This window comes from Agromyces aureus (assembly GCF_001660485.1).
Taxonomy (GTDB): domain Bacteria; phylum Actinomycetota; class Actinomycetes; order Actinomycetales; family Microbacteriaceae; genus Agromyces; species Agromyces aureus.
The window spans coordinates 44,755-64,127 of sequence record NZ_CP013979.1 but is presented as its reverse complement, the minus strand read 5'-3'; the positions used below and the strand labels follow the sequence as shown (position 1 = coordinate 64,127).

General features: G+C 70.7%; 14 protein-coding genes. 9 read left to right on the top strand and 5 right to left on the bottom strand.

Annotation, left to right across the window (positions count from 1 at the left end; genetic code table 11):
* The first annotated feature begins 4 nt into the window (after positions 1–4).
* The 4 genes from ATC03_RS00290 to ATC03_RS00275 all read left to right on the top strand — a co-directional run bounded on the left by ATC03_RS00290 (position 5) and on the right by ATC03_RS00275 (position 5,945).
* On the top strand, positions 5–1,879 hold the full coding sequence (locus tag ATC03_RS00290) for an IucA/IucC family protein (RefSeq protein ID WP_067880988.1): 1,875 nt from the start codon (positions 5–7) through the stop codon (positions 1,877–1,879).
* Between the two features lie 10 nt (positions 1,880–1,889).
* Positions 1,890–4,148 carry a penicillin acylase family protein gene (locus tag ATC03_RS00285; RefSeq protein WP_067871683.1) on the top strand — a complete coding sequence of 753 codons (2,259 nt, stop codon included), beginning with the start codon at positions 1,890–1,892 and terminating at the stop codon, positions 4,146–4,148.
* Entirely contained in the window at positions 4,145–4,756 is a 612-nt protein-coding gene (locus ATC03_RS00280; protein ID WP_084003115.1) for a GNAT family N-acetyltransferase, read from the top strand. The genes ATC03_RS00285 and ATC03_RS00280 overlap by 4 nt, the downstream gene beginning before the upstream one ends.
* A gap of 142 nt (positions 4,757–4,898) precedes the next feature.
* Positions 4,899–5,945: an NAD(P)-dependent alcohol dehydrogenase gene (locus ATC03_RS00275; RefSeq protein ID WP_067871680.1), complete on the top strand. Its 1,047-nt coding sequence runs from the start codon at positions 4,899–4,901 to the stop codon at positions 5,943–5,945.
* A gap of 75 nt (positions 5,946–6,020) precedes the next feature.
* Here the strand turns inward: ATC03_RS00275 and ATC03_RS00270 are convergent, their stop codons facing one another.
* Together ATC03_RS00270 and ATC03_RS00265 are read right to left on the bottom strand one after the other, a co-directional pair.
* The gene (locus tag ATC03_RS00270; RefSeq protein WP_067871677.1) at positions 6,021–6,434 is read right to left on the bottom strand and encodes a nitroreductase/quinone reductase family protein; all 414 of its coding nucleotides are present in this window, start codon (positions 6,432–6,434) and stop codon (positions 6,021–6,023) included.
* Positions 6,435–6,480: 46 nt separating this feature from the next.
* Positions 6,481–7,098, bottom strand: a complete 618-nt coding sequence (locus ATC03_RS00265) for a GrpB family protein (RefSeq protein ID WP_067871674.1) — start codon at positions 7,096–7,098, stop codon at positions 6,481–6,483.
* Between the two features lie 65 nt (positions 7,099–7,163).
* Here ATC03_RS00265 and ATC03_RS00260 point away from each other — a divergent pair, with 65 nt between their 5' ends.
* From ATC03_RS00260 to ATC03_RS00250, 3 genes are all read left to right on the top strand, one after another.
* Positions 7,164–9,875 (top strand): ATP-binding protein, encoded by a 2,712-nt coding sequence (locus ATC03_RS00260; RefSeq protein ID WP_152030805.1) that lies wholly within the window; start codon positions 7,164–7,166, stop codon positions 9,873–9,875.
* Between the two features lie 128 nt (positions 9,876–10,003).
* A complete protein-coding gene (locus ATC03_RS00255; protein WP_067871668.1) occupies positions 10,004–10,573 on the top strand; it encodes a DUF6790 family protein in 570 nt (189 codons plus the stop codon).
* A gap of 89 nt (positions 10,574–10,662) precedes the next feature.
* Positions 10,663–11,877 carry an alpha/beta hydrolase family protein gene (locus ATC03_RS00250; protein WP_067871665.1) on the top strand — a complete coding sequence of 405 codons (1,215 nt, stop codon included), beginning with the start codon at positions 10,663–10,665 and terminating at the stop codon, positions 11,875–11,877.
* An 81-nt stretch (positions 11,878–11,958) separates the two neighbouring features.
* On the opposite strand, the gene ATC03_RS00245 is transcribed toward ATC03_RS00250, so the two are convergent.
* Genes ATC03_RS00245 through ATC03_RS00235 form a run of 3 tightly spaced genes read right to left on the bottom strand, consistent with a single transcriptional unit; the run spans position 11,959 to position 17,296 of the window.
* Positions 11,959–12,936 (bottom strand): hypothetical protein, encoded by a 978-nt coding sequence (locus ATC03_RS00245; RefSeq protein ID WP_067871662.1) that lies wholly within the window; start codon positions 12,934–12,936, stop codon positions 11,959–11,961.
* Positions 12,933–14,294: an MFS transporter gene (locus ATC03_RS00240; protein ID WP_067871659.1), complete on the bottom strand. Its 1,362-nt coding sequence runs from the start codon at positions 14,292–14,294 to the stop codon at positions 12,933–12,935. The genes ATC03_RS00245 and ATC03_RS00240 overlap by 4 nt, the downstream gene beginning before the upstream one ends.
* On the bottom strand, positions 14,291–17,296 hold the full coding sequence (locus ATC03_RS00235; protein WP_067871656.1) for an alpha-mannosidase: 3,006 nt from the start codon (positions 17,294–17,296) through the stop codon (positions 14,291–14,293). Before ATC03_RS00235 ends, ATC03_RS00240 begins: the two co-directional genes overlap by 4 nt.
* Before the next feature lie 142 nt (positions 17,297–17,438).
* Here ATC03_RS00235 and ATC03_RS00230 point away from each other — a divergent pair, with 142 nt between their 5' ends.
* Entirely contained in the window at positions 17,439–17,705 is a 267-nt protein-coding gene (locus tag ATC03_RS00230; RefSeq protein ID WP_067871653.1) for a hypothetical protein, read from the top strand.
* 107 nt (positions 17,706–17,812) lie between these two features.
* Positions 17,813–19,300 carry an NAD(P)/FAD-dependent oxidoreductase gene (locus ATC03_RS00225; RefSeq protein ID WP_227820179.1) on the top strand — a complete coding sequence of 496 codons (1,488 nt, stop codon included), beginning with the start codon at positions 17,813–17,815 and terminating at the stop codon, positions 19,298–19,300.
* The last annotated feature ends 73 nt before the right edge of the window (positions 19,301–19,373 follow it).

Here is a 19,373-nt window from a genome sequence, read left to right as displayed (position 1 = left end):
GCACATGACCCAGCACACCGACGCGGCCCACGCTGCGCATCAGCCGCCCACCCGCCCGGCGAACCCCGCCGCGCACCTCACGCCCGCCGCGATGGCGGCCGCGCAGCGGCACCTCGTGGCCAAGGCGATCGCCGAGTTCACGCACGAGCGCCTGCTCGCGCCCGAGCCGGCCGGCCCCGCGGCATCCACCCGCTCCTACCGCCTCGCCCTCGACGGCGGCCGGGTCGAGTACCGCTTCGACGCCGACCGGTTCGCGCTCGAGCACTGGGTGCTCGACGAGCCGTCGCTCGAGCGCCTCGTCGACGGCACGCCGACCCCGCTCGACGCGCAGGCGTTCGTGATCGAGCTGCAGCCGCTGCTCGGCATCCCCGACGCGCTGCTCGCGACGTACCTCGAGGAGATCGCGTCGACCCTCGCGAGCTCGGCGTTCAAGCTGACGCAGGGCGGCCCGACGGCGGCCGAGCTCGCGCGCGCCGACTTCCAGACGATCGAGTCGGCGATGACCGAGGGCCACCCGGGCTTCGTCGCGAACAACGGTCGCATCGGCTTCGGCGTCTCGGAGTACTCGGCTTACGCGCCCGAGGCGGCCGAGCCCTTCAGGCTCGTGTGGCTCGCCGCCCGGCGCGAGTTCACGCACTTCGCGCTCGGCGAGGGGCTCGACCGGCGGTCGTTCCTGCGCGAGCAGCTCGGGCGCGCCCAGCACGACGCGTTCGAGGCGCGACTCGTGGCGGCCGGTCTCGACCCGGCCGACTACCTGCTGCTGCCCGTGCACCCCTGGCAGTGGGAGCACCGCATCGCGATCACGTTCGCACCCGACCTCGCGAAGCAGAATCTCGTGTTCCTCGGCGAGGGGTACGACCGATACCTGGCGCAGCAGTCGCTCCGCACGATGTTCAACGCCGACGACTGGAGCCGCGACTACGTCAAGACGGCGCTGTCGATCCAGAACATGGGGTTCCTGCGGGGCCTCTCCCCCGCGTACATGCGCGTGACGCCCGCGATCAACGACTGGGTGGCCGAGCTGGTCGATGCCGACGAGACGCTCGGCGAGGCCGGCTTCCGGGTGCTGCGCGAGCACGCGTCGATCGGCTACACGGGCGACGCCTACCACCGCACGCGCACCGTCTCGCCGCACCGCAAGATGCTCGCCGCACTCTGGCGCGAGTCGCCGGTGCCCCTGCTGGCGCCGAATCAGCGGCTCAGCACGATGGCTGCCCTGCTGCATCGGGATGCCGCGGGCGGCTCGGTCGCGTCCGCGCTCGTCGCGGCATCCGCCCTGCCCGCCGTCGACTGGGTGCGGGCCTACCTGCGCGCCTACCTGCGGCCGCTCGTGCACTGCCTTCGGGCGTACGACCTCGCGTTCATGCCGCACGGCGAGAACCTGATCCTCATCCTCGAGGACGCGGTGCCGGTCGGGGTCTTCATGAAGGACATCGGCGAGGAGATCGCGCTGCTGTCGGCCCCGCAGCCCGGCGCCGTGCCCGAAGACATGCAGCGCATCATCGCCGAGGTCGACGACACCGAGAAGGCGCTCGCGATCTTCACCGACGTGTTCGACGGCGTGCTGCGGCACCTCGCCGGCATCCTGCACCGCGACGGCACGCTCGACGAGGACACGTTCTGGGCGCTCGTGGCCGAGTGCGTCGACGAACACGAGGTCGCGCACCCGCACCTCGAGTCGGGCATCGACCTGCGGGCGGAGACCTTCGCGCACTCGTGCCTCAACCGCCTGCAACTGCGCAACACCCTGCAGATGGTCGACATCGCGAACCAGTCGGAATCGCTCATCTACGCCGGTCAGATGGTGAATCCGATCGCGAGGTCGCGTCGGTTCGGGGCGGATGCCGCGGCATCCGTCACCACCGACGCAACGGTGTGAGCCGGCGGCCGTGATCAGCCGCGACGCCCTCGGCATCCCGTTCGTGCGCGGCGGCGACGTGCTCGAGCTCGCCGCCGCGCAGGGCGAGGTGACGGCGCACGACCGCGGATGGCAGATCGAGGTCGACCGGCGCCGCGCCGAGGGCACGCTGTCGGCGCTCATCGGGCCGGCCGGCATCGACTGGGACATGTTCGCACGCCGGGCCCGACTCGACGACACCGCGCGTCGGGCGTTCGACGGGCTCGCCGACGAGGATCGTGCGTTCGTGCGCGCCTACGTCGACGGGGTGCGGCGGGGCATGCGCTCGGGCGGATCCGGCCACGAGACCGCAACAGGCGGCGACCCCGGAACCGGCGCCCGAGCCGGATCGGCCGCAGCCGAGTTCGACGAGCTCGACGCCCGCTTCGGCGAGCGCGCGCCGCTCACCGACTGGCCCGACCACGCGCCGCTCGGCATCCTGCACGTGGCGCACGCCCTGTTCTCGTCGTTCCCGAGCCTGCTCTGGGCCGAGCAGGTGGCGCGGACCCTCGGCGAGGAGTGGGTCGACCCGCTCACGGGGGGCGACGACGCCGAGCCGTCGTCGGGCAGCAATGCGTGGGCGCTGCACGGGTCGCTGACCGAGTCGGGATTCCCGCTGCTCGCGGGCGACCCGCACCGACTGTTCGAGCTGCCCGGGGTCTACCAGCAGGTCGGCCTGGCGTGCGACGAGTTCGACGTCGTCGGCCTGGCGTTCCCCGGTGTGCCGGGCATCGCGCACTTCGGCCACACGGGCGAAGCGGCCTGGGGCATCACGAACGCGATGGCGCACAGCGTCGACGTGTTCCGCGAGCGCCTGCGCCGCATCGGCGCCGAATCCGCCGGTCGAGGAGGCGCGCCAGCGCCGTCTCGAGACCCAGCCCGCACGACCTACGAGTCCCTCGGCCCCGACGGCTGGCGTGCGGCATCCGTCGAGCGCTCGCTCATCGAGGTCCGCGGCGCCGACCCGGTCTGGGTCGAGGCGATCGAGACCGAGCGCGGCACCATCGTGACCGACCTCTCCCCCCTGCCCGACGGCGAGTTCGAGGCCTGGAGCGTGCGGATGCCGGCGCGCGCCGACCGCGACCTCGGGTTCGCCGCGCTGCTGCCCTTGCTGCGCGCCCGTTCGGCGGCCGACGTCGTCGCGGCGTTCGACCGCTGGGTCGACCCGGTGAACCGCGTGCTCACCGCGGATCGGAAGGGCGCCGTCCTCTCCGCGACCGTCGGCCGAGCGCCCGACCGCGAGCGCGCCGAACGCCGCCTGCCGCTCGACGGCCGGGTCGCGCGCCCGGTCGCGAATCGGCGGATGCCGCGAGCAGTCGCCATCGACTCCATCGCCGTCGATGCCAACGAGCGCCCGACGAACCCCGAGGTGGATCTCGGCCACGCGTACGCACCGCCGCACCGCGCCCGACGCATCCGCGAGTTGCTCGAGGAGCGCCGCCCCGCCGGCGTCGACGAGTTCGCGCCGATCTGGGGCGATGCGCTGCTCGGCGGACTCGACGAGTGGCTCGCGGTGCTGCCGACCGACGCCGACCCGGTGGCCGACCCGGTGGCCGACCCGGTGGCCGACGCGACGGCCGACGAACTCCGCGCGTGGGACGGCGTCATGCACGCCGACTCCCCCGCCGCCGCACGCTTCGCGGCCTTCCGCGAGGAGCTCGTGGCCCGCGTCGCCGCCCTCCCCGAGCTCGAACGGCTGCACGACCCGCATCCGTTCGGCGCGATCTACGGCCCGTGGATGAGCGCGCGCGGCCGAGTCGCCGCGGCACTTCCGGGGCTCCTGCGCGCCCCGGCCCTCGCAGACCACCGAGACGCGCTCGTGCACGGCGCGCTGACCGCAGCCGCCGCCCGCCCGACCGAGACCTGGGGCGACGAGCACCGCCTGCTCCCCCTGCACGTCTTCGTCGACGTCGAGGGCGTCACGGATCCGGGCCTCGGCCTCGGGCTCCCGCTGAGCGGCGACAGCGAGTCCGTGCGCTGCACCGGATCCACGCCGGGGGTCACCCGCCGCAGCTGGCGCGGCTCGGTCGCCCGGTGGGCGTGGGACCTCGGGGATCGCGACCGCAGCCGCTGGAGCGTCCCCTTCGGCGCCTCCGGCGACCCGGCCTCCCCGCACTTCGCCGACCAGCTGCCCGACTGGGTCGCCGCCGACCCCCCGGCCGTCGGCCCACCCCCGGTGGTCGAGGAGCGAAGCGTATCGAGACCCGCCCGCCCCCGACATCCGCTCACCGAAGAATCGAGCCGACCATGATCGAGACCACCGCCACCACCGACCAAGACCGCCTCGCCACCGGCCCAGCCGGCCACCTCGTGCACACCGCGCACGACCCCGCCCTCGGCACGATCGAGGTGTTCGTGCTCGACCCCGACGCGCACCTCGACGTGATCCACGCGTGGGTCACGCAGCCGCGTGCGAAGTTCTGGGGGCTGGGCGAGCTCTCGCGGCAGGAGCTGCGCGACCTCTACGCCTACGTCGACGAGCTCGACACGCATCATGCGTTCCTGATCTTCCGCGACGGAACCCCGGTCGTGCTGCTGCAGACCTACGAGCCCGAGCACGACCCGGTCGGCGAGTGCTACGCCGTCGAGCCGGGCGACGTCGGCCTGCACTTCTTCATCGGCGACCGCGGCGCGCCCGTCGACGCCTTCACGACCCGCATCTCGCGCGTGCTCGGCGACTTCCTCTTCGCGTCGCCGCGCGCCCGGCGCATCATCGTCGAGCCCGACGTGAACAACGACGGCGCCGTGAACCGCATGACCCGCCTGGGCTTCGAGCCCGGCCCGGTCATCGAACTGCCCGACAAGCAGGGCCGACTCGCCTTCATGCCCCGCGAGCGCTGGGAGCGGATGCCGCGCTGACCCGCCCGCGCTGACCCACCGCCGTCGCGCAGCACGGCGACTTCACCGCGACCGGCCACGCCGTCGCACGGCGGACGTAGGCTGGACATTCCGCGCGATCCGCGCCCCAGCACCCACCGCTCGACCCCCGAAGGAGTCCGCCGTGCGCACCGTCCACGCCTACGCCGCCCCGTCCGCCACCGAGCCGCTCGTGCCCACGACGATCGAACGCCGTGACGTCGGCCCGAGCGACGTGCTCATCGAGATCCGCTACGCCGGCGTCTGCCACTCCGACATCCACACCGTGCGCGGCGACTGGGGCCCGATCGCCTATCCGCAGGTCGTCGGGCACGAGATCGTCGGCGAGGTCGTCGAGGTCGGGGCCGAGGTCACGAAGCACGCCGTCGGCGACCGCGTGGGCGTCGGCTGCATGGTCAACTCGTGCCGCGAATGCGAGAACTGCAAGGCCGGCATGGAGAACTACTGCCTCAAGGGCAACACGCAGACCTACGCCGCGCGCGACCGCGACGGATCGATCACGCAGGGCGGCTACTCGACCCACATCGTGGTCGACGAGGACTTCGTGCTGAAGGTGCCCGCTGAGATCCCCTACGAGGCCGCAGCCCCGCTGCTCTGCGCGGGCATCACGACGTACTCGCCCCTCGCGCACTGGAACGCCGGACCCGGCAAGAAGGTCGCCGTCGTCGGCCTCGGCGGACTCGGGCACATGGCCGTCAAGATCGCCGCGGCCATGGGCGCCGAGGTCACCGTGCTCTCGCAGACGCTCTCGAAGCGCGACGACGGCCTGAGCTTCGGCGCGACCGACTACCACGCCACGAGCGACGACGCGACCTGGCGCGAGCTGCGCAACCGCTTCGACCTCATCATCAACACGGTCAGCGCCCCCATCGACATGCGCAAGTACCTCTCGCTGCTCGCGCTCGACGGCACCTTCGTGAGCGTCGGCGCGCCGCCCGAGCCGCTGCCCGTGCACGTGTTCACGCTGTTCGGAAACCGCCGCTCGTTCGCCGGCTCGAGCATCGGCAGCATCGGCGAGACCCAGGAGATGCTCGACTTCTGCGCCGAGCACGGCATCGCCCCCGAGATCGAGCTCATCTCGGCCGACCAGATCAACGACGCCTACGAGCGCGTGCTCTCGAGCGACGTCCGCTACCGCTTCGTGATCGACACCGCGACGCTCGCCGGCTAGTTCCAACCGGTGACGGATGCCGCGGGCGGCTGCTGCTCAGCAGGGCAGCCGTCCGCGGTCGATTCGTCGATCCTGTCAGCCCGCGATCGGCGTGAGCTGCAGCACCGGGATCCGGCGATCGGTCTTCTCGAGGTAGTCGCCGAACTGCGCCTCCTCGGCCACGATGGCGTCGTACGCCTCGCGCCACTCGTCGTCGGGAACCTGCGTCGCGGTCACGATCTGCGTCACGACCTCGCCGTCGACGAGCGCCTCGAGCTCGAACGTCGGGTTCGCGCGCAGGTTGTGGTACCAGGCGGGGTTCTCGGGCGAGCCGCCCTTCGACGCCACGACGCGCCACCCCTCCTCGTTGCGGAAGCCCACGACGGGGTTCAGGTGCACATCGCCGGTCTTCGCTCCGACCGAGTGCAGGATGACGAGCTTCGGACCCCAGTAGTTCTCGGTGCCCTTGCTCTCGCGGAACTTCTCGATGACGTCTTCATTCCAACCCATGACAGAGGCCAACGCATGCCGGGCGCGGTTTCTTCCGCGATCCGCACTATTGCGAATCGGCGCCGTCCTCACGACCGCGAGCAGCCCGCGCGCGAGCACGAGCCTTGATCTCCGCGATGACGTCGGTCTTCGCGTCGGCGTAGTCGTTCGTGTCGTCCCACCGCCTGCTCAGCAGCATCCGCTTGGTGCGTTCGTAGCGGTCGCGATCGTCGGCATCCGAGCGCAGGTGATCGCGCAACAGGAGGTACTCGCCCACCGCAGCATCCCCCTGTTCATAGATGTGCACATGGATGTCGCGGGCCGGCGTGCGCACGAGCCGGTGCCCGGGTTCGCGAACGCGCAGCACGTATCCGGCCGCCAGGAACGGATCGAGGTAGTCCTCCTCTGCGGTGATGTCGTCGACGGCGACCACGATGTCGACGATCGGCTTCGCCGCCAGCCCGGGCACCGAGGTCGAGCCGATGTGCTCGATCGCCACGTCGACGGCCTCGGCGCCTGCTCCTGCGCCCGCGTCCGCGGCGAGCGCCTCGAGGATCCGCCGCCGATGCTCGGAGTAGATGCCGGGCCACCGGTCGTCGTACTCGTGGAGCTCGACCTCGAGTCGCTCGGGGCCGCCGACGAGCTCGACGGTCGAGACATCCGGTCGGCGCGGCTCGCGTTTCATCACCCGACCATCGTCGCAGGCGTGCAGCGCCGGGGCGCATCAGGGCGTCCGTCAGTACACTCGGCTTGAACGAGAACGGGGGGGCCGTGGCGAGTTCGGCGGTGATCGAGCAACGGGTTGCAGAGGCGATCGGCCTGGCCGATGCCGGCACGCCGACCGTGCTCGACCTCGAGGGCCACGCCGGTTTCGGCAAGACGCACCTCGCCAGGAGCGTCGTGAAGCGGCTCCCGGGCAGCACCGTGCTGCGGGCGACCGCGTACGAAGACACGCAGAGCGATCCGCTGAGCCTGCTCGAGCAGCTCGGCGTCGAGATCACCGGCTCGAATGCGAATGCGAACGCGTTGAGCGCGTCGAGAGACGTCGGCTCCCGTCTCGACGCCGTGCGAGGCGACGGCCTGCTGGTGGTGGTGCTCGACGACCTGCAATGGGCCGACCCCGAGTCGATCGATGCGATCGGCATTCTGATGGCACGCATGGCGGGCGACCGCCTGCTGCTCGTGGCCGGTCATCGCCCGATCGGTTCCCGGCATGCCCGGTGGACGGCTCGGCTGAACGATGCGCCGTCGGCGGTGCAGATCGTGCTCGACGGGTTCGACGAGGAAGCGACCTTGGAGCTGCTGCGCGAGTCCGCCCCCGAAGCTCCGCTCGATCTTGCTCGAAATCTCAGGGAGCACACCGGCGGCAGCCCGCTCTTCCTGCGCTCCCTGCTGCACGAGCACCCGGTCCTCGAACTGCAGGCGCTCGCCGATCGAGGCGAGTTGCCGGCGACGCATGACCTCGTGGCGACGATGGGCGAGCGCCTGTCGCGCCTCGATCCGGCCATGGTGGCGACCCTGAGTGCGATCGCCGTCATCGGCGGCGACGGGGCGGAGCCCTATCTGGTGAGCGCTGTGGCCGACGTCTCAGACGTCGCGACCGCGCTCGCGCCGCTGACCCGTGAGGGGCTCGTCGTCGTCGACCGCACCGGCCCGATCCAGCGCGCCCGCATCTTCCACGGCGTCGTGCAGGCGGCGGTCTACGACAACATCCCGCCGGCCACGCGTGAACGCATGCACGCGACGGCGGCGGCGCGATCGATGTCGGAGAGCGAACGGCTCCGGCATCGCGTCGCTGCCGCTCGGAGCGCCGACGACGGCCTGGCCGCCGACCTCGGCGCCTTCGCCGATGCGCTGCACGAACGCGGCCGCTATCGAGAGGCCGCGCGCTTCCGGCGACAAGCGGCGCAACTGAGCTCGACCTCCGACCGGTCGGCCGACCACGTGTTCGAAGCGGATCTCGAGTCGATCCTCGCCCTCGACCTCGACGATCTCAGCGTCGACGAGCGCGAGGTCTCTCTTGGTGCCCGTGCCCGCTTCGTCGTGGGCGCGAGACTCGCGACCGAGAAGCGCTTCGTCGAAGCCAGCGACGTGCTGGGCGAACTGACTGCGGCCGACCTCGACGCGTTCGAACCGCGGAACGCCTACCGGGCCAGGGTCATGCGCGCCTGGTCGCTCGTGGGGGCGGGCCGCTCCGCCGCCGCCGCGCTCGAAGACCTTGCGATCGCCCAGGCCGCCCCGGTGAGCGACCCGGCGGTGCGCGGCTACGCCGCTCTGGCGCAGGGGCAGGCGTCGCAGCGGGTGGCACCGGTCGATCAGCGGATGACGTTGGCGGGGTTGCTCTCGGTCGACCGGGCGCAGATGGCCGCGACCCCGCAGGGCACCGTCGGCCTGGCCTGGCGAGGCGCGGTCATGTCGCTGACGGGCATGCCCGACGAAGCGATCGGCGACCTCGGACTCGTGACCTCGCGGTTCGGCGACGGACTCATGGACTTCACCGACGGAGTGTTCCACGCCCTGCAGGGCTTCGCGCACTTCATCAAGGGGCAGTGGCCGCGCGCGGCCATGATGATCGACCTGTCCCGCGCTGGTCGCCTCAAGCACGCCGCGCCGTTGACCGCCGCGATCGAGCCGCTCGCCTGGGTGGTCGCGGGTGACCCCGAACAGGCGCGCCGTGCCCTCGCCGAGGCGCGACGCACCCGCATCAACGGACCGCAACCCGCGGCCGTGCACGCCGGCGACGTCGTCGACGTGCTGACGCTCTGCTTTCTGGGTACCGACGAGGAACGGGCCGGATGGCTCGAGGGGCGCACTCGCGACCTGGGTTCTCCCGACGACTGGGCCGACGAGCAGGTGCCCCATCTCTGGTACGTCGCCCAGGCCATCGGTGCCGACTGGGCCGGGCGCCCGGATTCGACCTCTCGATGGGCTGAGCTTCTGCGCACCACCGACCCGCCGCCCTGGTCGAACGAGGCCGCCGATTGGCTCGAGGCGCGCGTCGACCAGACCGCCTCAGCGACGACCCGTCTCCTGTCGCTGGCAGACGCCGGCCTGCCGGCACTTCCGGCGCTGAACGGACTCCTGCAGGTCGACGCCGCCCGGCGCTCGCTCGCCGCACCCGACGGCGTCGCACGGCGTCGGCACGCCGCCTCGGTCCTGCGGACGCTCGGCGCAGACCATCTCGCCGACGACCTGGACGCCGAGCCCGAGGGCCCGGAGGTTCCGAGCATCGCGCCCGAGCGATCCGTGCTGTCCGGGCTCAGCGACCGCGAACGGGAGGTGGCCGCCCTCATCCTCGAAGGACTGAGTTACACCCAGGCCGCGAAGGAGCTGTACATCACCCGCTCGACCGTGTCATTCCACCTGTCGCGCATCTACGCGAAGACGGGTACGAACTCACGGCACGAACTCATCGAAGCCGCCCGCCAATCGGCCCACTCGTCGACCGCCCACTCGCCGTAGACCTGCACAGGTGCTCCGTACAGGTGCTGCCCCGCGAGAACTGTGCATTCCGCACAGTCGTCTCGATCCGCCTTCTCGAGATGCTTGCCTCATCGCAGAGCAACCACTTCTCGAAAGGAACGCGAACCATGATCTCCGACATCATCGCCGGCCTGATCGGCAACTACATGACCACCGCATTCGTCATCGGACTCCTCGTCGCGGCGATCCAGGTGGCCCGCTACAAGGGCCGCCGAAGCGCTGCCGTCGTCAGCGGCCTCTTCGTCAACAGCTTCGTCTTCTGGGCCATCGGCATCGGCCAGGCGGTCAACTTCGTGATGCACTCGGTGTTCGGGCAGTTCGCCGCCCAGTCCATCGGTTGGCAGCAGTCGCCGTTCCAGCTCGAACTCGCCTTCTCCAGCCTCGGCTTCGCCGTCATCGCGTTCATCGTGCACGGCAAGCGCATGCCGTTCTCGGGCAAGGTCGCCGTGATCCTCGCCGCCGTGATCTTCGGCTTGGGCGCGGCGGGCGGTCATGTGTTCCAGATGATCGTCAATCACGACTACGCGGTGAACAACACCGGCCTGCTCCTGGTCTCCGACGTCGTCATCAACCTCACCGGCTTGGCCTTCGTGATCTGGCACGCCGTCGCTCGCCGCCGCGACATCGCAGCCACCGACGCGCTCACGGTCCGCGACTCGCGACTCGTCGACGCCTGACCCATCAGCGCCCGATCCACGCACGACCCCTGCACGCTTCGTCCAACCATGTCGCACCATCGATGCGCAACCGAAAGGAAGCTCCGATCATGAGCACGCACGACACCATCACCCGCTTCTCGCCCAACGCCGACTACGACTTCGAGATCCGCTCGGCCATCGGCCACGCCGTCGGTGGAGCCGCCGATATCGGCGAAGTCCTCGCGGCGACCGCCGGGATCAAGAAGAACGACCACGAGGGCTGGTTCACCGCCTGGAACGGGCTCGCGGAACGCACTGCGGGCATCGCGGACGCGGCAGCCGCTGCCGGGCACCGGGTCAGCGCCTCCGACGCGTACCTGCGCGCATCCGCGTACTACAGCGTCGCCGTCAACGCGATCAGCGCCCTCCCCGACGCGACCGAGCTCGCGCCGACCTTCAAGAAGCAGCGCGCCGCCTGGGATTCGTTCGTCGCCCTCGCTCCGGTGCGCGCCGAGCGCGTCGACATCCCATTCGAGCTCAGTTCGTTGCCCGGCTATTTCTTCCGCCCCGCGAAGGAGCAGGCCACCGGCGCGACCCTGGTCGCGGTGAACGGCAGCGACGGCTCGCTCGCGGGCCTCTGGGCGAGCTGCGTGTCGCAGGCCCTCGATCGCGGCTACAACGTGCTCGTGTTCGACGGCCCCGGTCAGCAGTCCCAGCTCTTCGAGCGGAACGTCCCGTTCCGACCCGACTGGGAGAACGTGCTCACCCCGGTGTACGACTTCGTCGCACGTCAGCAGGGCGTCGACCCGTCGCGGGTCGGCCTGTACGGCATCAGTCAGGGCAGCTACTGGGTCGCCCGCGCCCTCGCGTTCGAACACCGCTACGCAGCGGCGATCACCGACCCCGGCCTGGTCGACGTCTCCACCTCGTGGACGGGCCAGCTTCCGAAGTCGCTCGTGAAGCTCCTCGACGAGGGGCAGAACGAGAAGTTCGACAAGGAGATGGGCCTCGGCATGAAGTTCTCGCCCGAGACGGCACGTACCTGGCAGTTCCGGGCCCGCCCCTACGGCGTGACCGGGTACGCCGAGACCCTCGACGCCGTGCGCGCGTACACGGTCGCCGACGTCGCCGCGAAGATCACGACGCCGCTGCTGATCACCGACCCCGAGGGCGAGCAGTTCTGGCCCGGTCAGGCCGACCGGCTCGCCTCGCTCACCCCGTCGGTGTCGACCGTGGTCCGATTCACCGAGGCGGAGGGTGCCGATGGGCACTGCCAGCCACTCGCCCGCACGCTCACGGCGCAGCGCATGTTCGACTGGCTGGACGACCGGCTGTCGAGCTGACCTCGAGCTGCAGTGCCGGACGGGCCCGCCTCGGTGGGCCCGTCCGGCTGCGCGGTGTCCGTCGCGGTGTCCGTCGCCCCGTCAGCCGGTCGGGCTCGCGAGGGCCGCCGCGCGGAACGGGTGGAAGAGGTCGTCCCATCGCTGGAGGGTCTGCACCCACCAGAACCAGGCGAAGAGCGCCAGCGCGATCGACTCGCCGAGCAGCACGACCGGCACGTCGCCGAACAGACCCCAGCCGTACGTCTCGTCGAAGAAGACGAGCACGAGGAACACGAGGTCGGCGCCCATGAGCCACGCCACTGCCCGGTAGATCCTCGCCTGCCGCGGTGTCGGGGCGGTCTCGTCGGTCTCGGCCGGCCGCCAGCCGTAGAGGATCGGCAGGGCCGCGAAGGCGCCGAAGAAGAGGAGCACTGCGGCGAAGTGCACCTCGCGGAGCGGCCAGAGGTTGAACGGGAACCCGTCGCTCAGGCCAGGTGCGAAGGCCAGCGCGGCGAGGCCGGCCGCGATGACCAACGCGACGACGGAGACGATCACGTGCGCCGGGGTGGTGGCGATGTCCTTCAGCTTGCGCACGCCGTACATGGCCACGACGATCACGACCACCATCACGATGTACGTTGCGACGCTGGCGCGGATCTCGGCGAGCAGGCCAGCGGGCAGGCAGTCCGACCCGATGCACGTCAGCCCGGCTGCCTCGCCCGAGTCGGCCGGGCTGTCGAGTGCGGTCGGCACGATCGCGATGAGGGGCGCGAACAGCGCGGCGAGATCGAGGAAGATGGTGGGCCGACGGCGCCCGGAGATCGCCAACATCGCCAGTGACGCGGCGACGAGCACGCTGACGAACACGAATCGCGCCGGAGTGTAGAAGGAGTGGCTGATCGACGGGAGCACCTGCCAGCCGAACCGGATCGGGTCCCACGAGACGACCACCGTCTGGATCAGGACGCCGACGAAGAGCGCGACGATGAGGAACACCAGCGACAGGCGCAGGTAGCGGTCGGTCTTCAGGGCCGTCGGCACCAGGTCCTCGGTCTCGAGGACCCGCGTCGTACCGATCATGGCTGCGTCACCTGCGCTACCGGCACCCCCTGCGCCTCCCGCGACGACCGCCCGCCCACCATGAACGGCAGCGCCGACAGCACGCAACTGACCGCGGGCACGATCGTGAGGGCGAGGAACACCGTCTGCTGCATCTCGGGCGTCACGTCGACGCCGCGCTCGTAACCGGCGATCACGACGAACACGCCGAACACCAGCACGGCGAGCGCGTTCATGATCTTCGACACGAACGTCAGCGAGGCGAACGAGATGCCGTCGTTGCGCACGCCGAGTCGTCGCTCCGCGTCGTCGACCGAGTCGGCGATCATCGTGGCCTGCGTCACGAGGAACACGCCGAGCATGAGCCCGGTGAGGAAGATGAACACGAGCAGCAGCAGCAGGTTCTCGAACCCGACGAGGTACATCACGAGGTAGAGCGCGGCCGCGACGAACGAGCTCCACACCATCACGCGTCGCGCCGGCATGCGGCGCAGCAGCAGCGGGCTCGTGAACGACGAGATGACCATGCCCAGGATGATCGCCGCGCCGACGAGCGTGAACGCGCCCTCGTCGCCGTAGGCGATGACGACGAACAGGGCGCCGCCCGCCTGCACGATGAACCGGCCGAAGCCGAGCACCGAGGCGAGCAGCACGGTGAGCAGCATCTTGTTCTTGAACAGCGTCGAGACGAGCTGGCGAACGCTCAGGCCGTCGGATGCCGCGGCGGTCTCGCGCTCGCGGGTGAAGAAGAACGCGAGCAGGAACACGCCCATGCCGAGGAACGACGTGACGAACACGGCGAGCGTCCACCCGCTGCCGGTGGTCTCGGGGCCGAAGCTCAGCAGCTTCGCGAGCCACGGCATGCCGAGCGTCGAGAGGCCGAGCGCGATCGATCCGAAGGCGCGCACGCTGCCGATGACGCGGGTGCGCCGGTCGGGGTCGACGAAGGCCGAGCCGATGAGCCCCCAGAACGGCACGTCGCACACGGTGTACGCGAGGCTCCAGAGGATGTACGTGATGCCGAAGAACGCGATCTTCGCGGGCTCCTCGACGTCGGGCACCGAGAACAGCAGCCCCGACAGCACCGCGACCGGCGCCGCCGAGAACAGGATGTACGGCCGCAGCTTGCCCCAGCGCGACCGGGTCATGTCGACGATGCTGCCCATGAGCGGGTCGAGCACGGCGTCGACGAACTTCGACACCGTGATGATCACGGTCACGGCGGCGAGCCCGCCGGTGCTGATGCCCGCGTACTGCAACAGGTACACGAGGATGAACGTCGACACCGTCGTGAGCACGAAGTTCTGCCCGAACCCCGCGGTGACCACGGCCCTCGCCTGGATGCGAGGCGAGAGGGTCGTGCGCGAGGCCTGGCTCACCGTCGAGCCTCCAATCGGATGGTCTTGATCTCGAACGGCGTGAATTCGAGTCGGTCGAGGTCGACGTGCTCGGCTGCGCCGGCGGGTCGTTCGAGCAGGTCGGTCTCGATCGCGGTGACGGATGCCGCGGCATCCGTCGTATCCGCCGGTCGAGGAGCGGAGCGTCTCGAGACCCCCGGAAGGTCCACGTGCAGCGCGGTCGTCGTCGCCCGCCCGAGGCTCTCGTAGAGGCGCAGCACGACGCCCTCGCCGTGCTCGGCGCGCTTCACGGTCTCGATGATCACGCCCGGATCGTCGACGGAGACGGCCGGCCCGAAGGGCACGACATCCGTCACCCGCAGCGGGTTGTTCAGCCGGTACCCCTCGCGCACGACCTTCGCGAGGTCACCCGACGCGAACGGCGTGAAGGCGTACGTGAACCGGTGATGGCCTCGGTCGGCGGTCTTGTCGGGAAAGGTGGGCGCGCGCAGCAGGTTGAGGCTGAGCAGCCCGTTCTTGGCCCGGTGGCCGTACTTCGCGTCGTTGAGCAGCGCGAATCCGCCGCGGGCGTCTTCGGTGGCGATCCACTTGTGCGCGCAGACCTCGAACTGGGCCCGTTCGACCGAGTCGCGCTCGGTCGTCACCCGCTCGAGATGCCCGAACTGGATCTCGCAGCGCACCGTGTCGCCGTAGTGCGTCGGGCGGAACTCGGCGCGCAGCATCCGGTGCTTCTCGTGCCAGTCGACCTCGGTCTCGAAGCGCACGACGTCGCTGCCGGCCTCGAGCACGATGCGCTGGCGCACGGTCACGGCCTTCGACCGGTGCTCCTGCGTGCGCACGACGGTGGGCCCGTCGACCTCGGTGCCGACGTGCGCCATGCGCAGCACGCGGGTCGGCTTCTTCACGTAGTCGGGGTTGATGTCCCACGCGTTGAACGGCCACACGTAGGGGTCTCGGTGCACGACGAGGCGGTTGAGCCCGGCGCTCGCGTGCTCGGCCCCGGCACGGTCACGGCACGAGACGATCACGCCGTCGGCGTCGAAGCGCAGCGTCACGATCCCGTTGCCCAGGCTGTCGTCGGTGAACGCGAGGTCGGATGCCGCGGCCGCAGGTTTCAGCTCGGCCGCTGCGTACGGCCCGACCTCCGCCCGATACCAGCCGTCGCCCACCTTCACCATCTCGTCGCGCGAGTGGCTCGTGAGGTTGAGTGCCGTCGCCGCTCCGCCGCCCCGCGGCATCCGCTCGACCAGCGCTTCGGCGTACGCGTCGAGCTCGCCCTCGATGCGCTCGTACGTGGCGATCGCCTCGCGGTTCACGCGCGCGATCGACGACCCGGGGATGATGTCGTGGAACTGGTTCAGCAGCACTTCGCGCCAGTGGCCGGCGAGCACGGGCCGGTGGTCGTCGCCCGCGAGCACCGCGAGCGCCTCGACCTCGTGCAGCTTGCGCTCGACGAGCCGGTTGTGCCGCTTGATCTGCGCCTGCGTCGTGTAGGTGCCCTGGTGGGTCTCGAGGTAGAGCTCGCCGACGTGGGTGTGCGCGATCTCGCGCTGCTCGAGCCGGCGGAAGAAGTCGCCCGCGGTCGACCGGCGCAGCTTCGGCAGTCCGCGCAGGCCTTGGCCTTCGGTCCCGTGCTCGCGGTCGGTGAGTTCGTGGTGGATCTCGTTCGGGCCGCCGCCGCCGTCGCCCGAACCGTAGACGAGCAGCGCCGTCTCGAGCGCGCGTTCGGGGTACTTCGCGATGCCGGTGAGCAGGTTGTCGGCGCCCGCCCGGCTGTTGTAGTCGCCCTCGGGTGGCATGTGCACGAGCACGCTCGAGCCGTCGATGCCCTGCCAGGTGAACGTGCGGTGCGGGAAGTCGTTCGTCTTGTTCCACGCGAGCTTGATGGTCTGGAACCAGTCCATGCCGCTCTTCTTGAGGATCTGCGGCAGGTTGCCGTTGTACCCGAACGTGTCGGGCAGCCAGCACAGCCGCAGCTGCTCGTCGGTGAGCCCGAACTGCTCCTGCAGGTAGGCGCGGCCGACGAGCGCCTGGCGCACGAGCGACTCCCCCGACGGCAGGTTCGTGTCGGGCTCGACCCAGAACGACCCCTGCAGCTCCATGCGGCCGTCGGCGACGGCGGACTTCATGCGTTCGAAGAGGGCCGGATGCTCCTGCTGCATCCAGTGCATCTGCTGCGGCTGGCTCGTGCCGTAGACGTAGTCGGGCCGGCGTTCGAGGGCGTTCATCGCGCGCACGTACGTGCGCGCAGACTTGCGATGCGTCTCGCGCAGCGGCCAGAGCCAGGCCATGTCGAGATGCCCGTGCCCGACGGCGTCGTAGGTGAAGTCGCTCGTCGAGGGCGCGGCGAGCGCGGACGCGAGGGCCGCCCTCGCACCCACGAGGTCGTCGCGACGGAACAGCGCCCACGCGGAATCGAGGTCGTCGCGCAGCTCGGCGGCGAGCGCGGCATCCTCGGTCGCGTCCTCGAGCACGAGGAGCGTCAGGTAGTCGTAATAGAAGGAGTACGCGACGTCGTCGCGCGTCGCGAGGTGTGCGCCGTGGAAGACGCCGCGGCCGGCCTCGTAGAGGATGAACCCGTTGTAGGTCACGTCGGCGTAGAACTCGACGCGACCGGTCGAGAGCTCGACGCCCTGCACCGGGCGGTACCTGCCACCGCTGTGCGGGTGATCGCCCTGCTGGAACACCGTGCTCACCGAGTCGAGCAGGTCGCCGTCCGGCGAGACCACGAGCCCCTCCCCGCGGATGCCGAGCATCACGACCGGGTCGACGACCCCCGGGGGCACCTCCCCGGTGATGCGCAACCACGCGCAGTCGAACACGCCGCCCCACGCGGACCCCGGGCGCAGCGGCTCGAACGCGGCCCGATCGAGCTCCGCGAACGGAATCGGCTCCGGCGAGCGCACGATCTCGGCGCGCAGCGGTGCGACCTGTGCGTAGATGCGACGACGGATGCCGCGGAGTCGCCGGTACTCGCCCGGGCGCCGTGCAGCGAGCCCGAACAGGAAGTCGCCGAACCCCATGTGCCGCCTCTCGATCGGTCGATCACCTCGCGGCCGGGCCGCATCGTCGCGGCGCGATGGGGGTGTCGCCGCAGCAGTCTAGGTCACCATGGCTCGCACGCCGATCCGCCGGCCGGGCGACGTGGAGGCGTACGTTGGTTCCATGACCGATGACACGAGCACCGAAGCCGAATACCTCGTCGAGTACGTCGACGGACCGCTGGCCGGCACGAGCGAGCGCCGAGCACTCGTCGACGGCGAGGTCGATGAGCGCATCGCGTCGATCGCCGCCGTTCGCGGCCTCGAGTCGATCTTCTGGTACACCGCCGGCGACCAGCGCGTCGTCGACGACGAGACGGTCGTCGAGTACCGCTTCGACGCCCCCGACAGCGATCCGGTGCAGTCCGATCCCGACGAGGAATCGCTCTGAGATGAGCCCGTCGCCGAGGTGCCGGATGCCTCGGCGCGGGCCGCTTCGCGCACGCCGCCCGGCCACGTCGGTACGCGGCGATGCCAGGGGTGGGTACCGTTGATGCTGTGACGCCTACAGCTGCGGCATCCGATGCCTCCTTCCCCCACGTCGTGATCGTCGGCGGCGGCTTCGCCGGCGTCAATGCCGCGAAGGCCCTCGCGAAGGCGCCGGTGCGCGTGACGCTCATCGACCGCCGGGTCTACAACACGTTCCAGCCGCTGCTGTACCAGGTGGCGACGGGCGGCCTGAACCCGGGTGACGTGACGCACTTCCTGCGCAGTCTCCGCATGCACCAGCCGAACCTCGACATCGTGCACGAGCACCTCATGGAGATCGACCCCGACGCCAAGTCGGTGCGCCTGCTCGACGGCAAGACCATCGACTACGACTACCTCGTGCTCGCGAACGGCGTGACCACGGCCTACTTCGGCACGCCGGGCGCCAAGGAGCACGCGTTCGCCGTGTACTCGCGCTCACAGGCCATCCGCATCCGCGACACCCTGTTCACGCGGCTCGAACAGGCCACGCAGCAGGAGGGTCGCACCGACGGCCTGCACGTGGTCGTGGTCGGCGGCGGCGCGACGGGCGTCGAGATGGCCGGCGCCCTCGCCGAGCTGCGCGACCAAGGGCTGCGGCCGGCCTATCCCGAGCTCGACGGCGAGGCGTTCCGCATCACGATCGTCCAGCGCGGCCAGGAGGTCCTGAAGCCGTTCATCCCGAAGCTGCGCGCGTACGCCGCGAAGCAGCTCGCGCACCGCGACGTCGAGCTCTGCCTGGGCGCAGGCGTCGCCGAGGTGAAGGAACGGTCGGTGGTGCTCACCGACGGCCGAACCATCCCGTCGGACATGACCATCTGGGCGACCGGCGTCGCACCGCACGAGGAGGTGCAGTACTGGAGCCTCCCGCTCGACGAGCACGACCGCATCCGCGTCGGCGAGGACCTGCAGGTCGTCGGCCTGCCCGACGTCTTCGCCGCCGGCGACATCGCGATCGCCCCGCAGGACTTCCCTCAGCTCGCACAGCCGGCGATCCAGGGCGGTCGGCACATCGGCAAGCAGATCATCCGCATCCTGGCGGGCGAGCCGACCGAGAAGTTCGAGTACTACGACAAGGGACAGCTGGCGATCATCGGCCGCCGGTCGGCCGTCGGCGAGGTCCCCGGGCTCGCGAACCTGCCCGTGCTGCACACGATGCCGTTCCTGCGCCACATGCCCGGCTTCCGGCGCCTCATCGGGCTCACGGGCTACCCGGCCTGGGCCGCGTGGCTGTTCGTGCACATCAACAGCCTGCTCGGCTCGCGCAACCGGCTGAGCACCATGACCGGGCTGTGGGCTCGCTACGCGTTCCGCCGCCACCGCACGCCGGTGCCCATCGTCGGCGACGTGCCCGCCATCCGCCCCTCGAAGGCCGAGCGCCTGCGGCTCACGCCCGAGCAGCTGAAGGCGACCGAAGCGGCGCTCGAGTCGGACCGCGCCGACGAGGTCGTCAAGATCGAGTCGCCCGCCGAGTCGAACGCGCCCGAGCCCGAGCCCGCCGCCGAGCCGGTCGAGTAGCCGTGCCGCCGGTCGGCGCCGCCGCCGGTCGAGGAGCGAAGCGTCTCGAGACCCCCACCCTCAACACCCCGCG

Excerpts from the sequence above, each read along its gene's own strand:
- ATC03_RS00290 (WP_067880988.1), top strand. The coding sequence starts at position 5 with ATGACCCAGCACACCGACGCGGCCCACGCTGCGCATCAGCCGCCCACC.
- ATC03_RS00280 (WP_084003115.1), top strand. The coding sequence starts at position 4,145 with ATGATCGAGACCACCGCCACCACCGACCAAGACCGCCTCGCCACCGGC.
- ATC03_RS00270 (WP_067871677.1), bottom strand. The coding sequence starts at position 6,434 with ATGGGTTGGAATGAAGACGTCATCGAGAAGTTCCGCGAGAGCAAGGGC.
- ATC03_RS00265 (WP_067871674.1), bottom strand. The coding sequence starts at position 7,098 with ATGAAACGCGAGCCGCGCCGACCGGATGTCTCGACCGTCGAGCTCGTC.
- ATC03_RS00255 (WP_067871668.1), top strand. The coding sequence starts at position 10,004 with ATGATCTCCGACATCATCGCCGGCCTGATCGGCAACTACATGACCACC.
- ATC03_RS00250 (WP_067871665.1), top strand. The coding sequence starts at position 10,663 with ATGAGCACGCACGACACCATCACCCGCTTCTCGCCCAACGCCGACTAC.
- ATC03_RS00245 (WP_067871662.1), bottom strand. The coding sequence starts at position 12,936 with ATGATCGGTACGACGCGGGTCCTCGAGACCGAGGACCTGGTGCCGACG.
- ATC03_RS00235 (WP_067871656.1), bottom strand. The coding sequence starts at position 17,296 with ATGGGGTTCGGCGACTTCCTGTTCGGGCTCGCTGCACGGCGCCCGGGC.
- ATC03_RS00230 (WP_067871653.1), top strand. The coding sequence starts at position 17,439 with ATGACCGATGACACGAGCACCGAAGCCGAATACCTCGTCGAGTACGTC.